Source organism: Micrococcus sp. APC 4021 (assembly GCF_030407635.1).
Classification (GTDB): Bacteria; Actinomycetota; Actinomycetes; order Actinomycetales; family Micrococcaceae; genus Micrococcus; species Micrococcus luteus.
The window spans coordinates 1-3,052 of the sequence record NZ_JASDCZ010000174.1 but is presented as its reverse complement, the minus strand read 5'-3'; the positions used below and the strand labels follow the sequence as shown (position 1 = coordinate 3,052).

Sequence of the window (3,052 nt, the reverse complement as noted above, 5' to 3'; positions counted from 1 at the left end):
GGGGTGAGCCGGTGCGGGGGCGGCACGGCGTGTCTGGCCGGCCGACCCTGCCGGTCCCACACAGACCCCCCGGGGGGCTCAGGGGTGCCCGAGGTGGCCCGAATGTGATGGAGTGCACGGATCCTGTCCGCGACCTGGGAAGTGACCATGGAGCAGTTCGTCACCGCCGCCAACTCGATCATGTGGAGCCTGCCCATGGTCGTCGGGCTCCTCGCCCTGGGCCTGTACTTCACGATCCGCATGGCGGCTCCCCAGGTGCGGCTGCTCAGGGACATGGTGGGCCAGCTGGTCAGGGGAGGATCGTCGTCGGCGGGGATCAGCTCGTTCCAGTCGTTCGCCATGGCCCTGGGCGGGCGCATCGGGGTCGGCAACATCGCGGGCGTCGCGGCCGCGATCTACCTGGGCGGCCCGGGCGCGCTGTTCTGGATGTGGGTGACGGCGATCCTCGGCGCCCCCGTGGCGCTCGTGGAGAGCTCGCTGGCGCAGCTCTACAAGCACAAGGTCCGCGGCGAGTACCGCGGCGGGCCCGCGTACTACATCCTCGAGGGGCTCGGCCGGAACTGGCGGTGGCTGGCGGTCGCGTACGCCGCGGCCACCGTGTTCGCGACGGTCTTCACCGGCCCGCAGATCCAGGCCAACGCCGTCACCGCCGCCACGACCGAGGCATGGGGTTGGGATCCGCTGTGGGTGGGTCTCGGGATGGCCGTGCTGTTCTGCGTGATCGTGTTCGGCGGCATGCACCGCCTGGGCCGCACGGTGGGCCTCGTGGTCCCGTTCATGGCCGGTGCGTACATCCTGGTGGGGCTGCTCGTCGTCGGACTCATGTGGCAGCAGGTCCCCGCGATGTTCGGGCTGATCTTCTCCAGCGCGCTGGGCCTGGACTCGGTCTACGGCGGCATCCTCGGCGCCGCCGTCGCGTGGGGCGTGCGCCGTGCCGTGTACTCCACCGAGATCGGCACCGGTTCGGGTGCCCAGGCCTCGGCGGCCGCCCACGTCTCCCACCCCGTGAAGCAGGGCCTGGCCCAGGCGTTCTCCGCCTACGTGGACACCCTGTTCGTCTGCACCATGACCGGCCTGATGATCCTCGCCACGAACAGCTTCAACGTGCTGGGCACGGGTGAGGGCCCCCCGATCGTGGAGCATCTGCCCGGCGTCGAGGAGGGCCCGGCCTGGGTGCAGATCGGCATCGACGTCGTCCTGCCGTCCTTCGGTCCGTCCTTCGTGGCCGTGGCGGTGTTCCTGTTCGCCTTCACCACGCTGCTGTCCTTCGCGTTCTACGCCGAGACGAACCTCGCGTACCTGATCCCGAACAAGAAGGCGCAGCGCATCTGCATCGCGGCCGCCCGCCTGCTGCTGGCCGCCTCCATGGTCATCGGCTCCGTGCAGACCTCCGCGTTCGTGTGGTCCCTTGCGGACTTCGGTGTGGGCCTGTACACGTGGGTGAACATCCTCGCGCTCGTGCTCCTGAGCCCCGTGGCCATCCGCCTGCTCAAGGACTACGACCGCCAGCGCCGCGCCGGCCAGGACCCCGTCCTGGACCCGGCCGCCATCGGCGTCCGCAACGCCCACCTGTGGGAACAGATCCACGCGGCGTACCAGCAGACCGGCGACCTCGACCGCGCCATGGAGCACGTCGCCGACACCGCCCCGGACACCCGGGCCATCACCGTGGTCCCGCGCCGGGAGGGCTGAGGACCGACGACGGCGGCCCGGGGCGCCGGACGTCCGCGACGACGTCGGGCCACGGGCCAGGGCCGTCCGCGCGGCCTGAATCCCGGCAGGCTCACCCCATGGACCACAAGGAGATCCTCCATCAGGGGCTGCGCCGGCAGCGCGACGCCCTCTTCGCGAAGCTGGACGGCCTGCCCGAGCGGGAGGTCCGCCTGCCCCGCACCCCCACCGGCACCAACCTGCTGGGCCTGCTCGAGCACGCGGCCACGTGCGAGCTCGAGTACTTCGGCGAGGTCTTCGGCCGCCCCGCCGGCATCCTCCTGCCCTGGGACGCGCCGGGGGTGGGCGAGGAGGACGGCGCGGACCTGTTCGCCGCCGAGGACGAGACCCTCGAGGACGTCCTCGACTACGCGCGGCGATGCTTCGCGCACGCGGACGCGACCATCGAGGCCCTCGTCCTCGACGCGCGGGGGCGGGTCCCCTGGTGGCCCGCGCACCTGGCCGAGGTGACTCTGGCGCAGATCCTCTCCCACGTGGCCCTCGACGCGGCCCGCCATGCCGGCCACGCCGACATCCTGCGCGAGGGGATCGACGGGCAGGCCGGCCTGCGCGGCCCCGGGGACAACCTGCCCGGCTGGGACGCCGAGCGGTGGGCCGCGCACGTGCGGCGGCTCGAGGGGATCGCCCGGGGTGCGGGCCCGGTGCGCTAGCGTCCGCGGTGATGACTCCCCGCTCGCTCGCCGGTCTGGCCCTCACCGTCGCCGCCCTGATGTCCGCCTTCGTGCTGATGGCGCCGACGGCGCCGGGGCTGTTCGTCGGCGTGCTCACGGTGGGGACCTTCGGGTTCGGCCCGTTCTACGGGGAGCCCTCGCGGCAGCTCGTGGACCGGCCGTGGAGGCGGGACACGCGCTGGCGCGATCTCGCCCGCCGGGTCCGCACCGACTGGCTCTCCCGGCAGCTGGGCGCCGTCGGCTGGAACGCGGCCATCAGCCGCCGCATCACCGGCCGGGCCGACCTGCGGCGCATCCGCACCGCCGCCGTGGGCTCCCTCGTCAGCCACGCCGCCTCCGCGGGTCTGCACGCGGTGGCGGGCGTGGCGCTGGCGGCCGTCGGGCATTTGGTCTGGGGCGTGGTCGCGGTGGCCCTGGGGCTCGTGGTGCACGCCTGGCCGGCCCTGCTGCAGGTCTCCGTGCTCGGGCGCATCGACGGACTCCAGACGCAGATCCGCGGGGACCAGCTGCTCTGGTGACCGGCCGGCACCGGGCGGCCCGGCCGAGCACTTTGTGGGCCGAATCCGACGGATGAGCCCCTGAATCGGGCACGGGAGCGTCGCATTCGGCCCGCAAAGCGGTGGGGAGGGGGCAGCGGGGAGAGGGTGGCG

The 3,052-nt window shown here is 73.1% G+C and carries 3 protein-coding genes; all 3 read left to right on the top strand.

What is annotated here, in order from left to right:
- Window positions 1-147: 147 nt before the first annotated feature.
- The 3 genes from QL983_RS10825 to QL983_RS10815 all read left to right on the top strand — a co-directional run bounded on the left by QL983_RS10825 (window position 148) and on the right by QL983_RS10815 (window position 2,920).
- On the top strand, window positions 148-1,692 hold the full coding sequence (locus tag QL983_RS10825; protein WP_122054768.1) for an alanine/glycine:cation symporter family protein: 1,545 nt from the start codon (window positions 148-150) through the stop codon (window positions 1,690-1,692).
- A gap of 98 nt (window positions 1,693-1,790) precedes the next feature.
- Window positions 1,791-2,381 (top strand): DinB family protein, encoded by a 591-nt coding sequence (locus QL983_RS10820; RefSeq protein ID WP_073117348.1) that lies wholly within the window; start codon window positions 1,791-1,793, stop codon window positions 2,379-2,381.
- Between the two features lie 11 nt (window positions 2,382-2,392).
- Entirely contained in the window at window positions 2,393-2,920 is a 528-nt protein-coding gene (locus tag QL983_RS10815; RefSeq protein WP_020627046.1) for a hypothetical protein, read from the top strand.
- Window positions 2,921-3,052: the final 132 nt, after the last annotated feature.

What these genes read in the sequence shown, in the direction of transcription:
- QL983_RS10825 (WP_122054768.1), top strand. Translation starts at nt 148, where the DNA reads ATGGAGCAGTTCGTCACCGCCGCCAACTCGATCATGTGGAGCCTGCCC.
- QL983_RS10820 (WP_073117348.1), top strand. Translation starts at nt 1,791, where the DNA reads ATGGACCACAAGGAGATCCTCCATCAGGGGCTGCGCCGGCAGCGCGAC.
- QL983_RS10815 (WP_020627046.1), top strand. Translation starts at nt 2,393, where the DNA reads ATGACTCCCCGCTCGCTCGCCGGTCTGGCCCTCACCGTCGCCGCCCTG.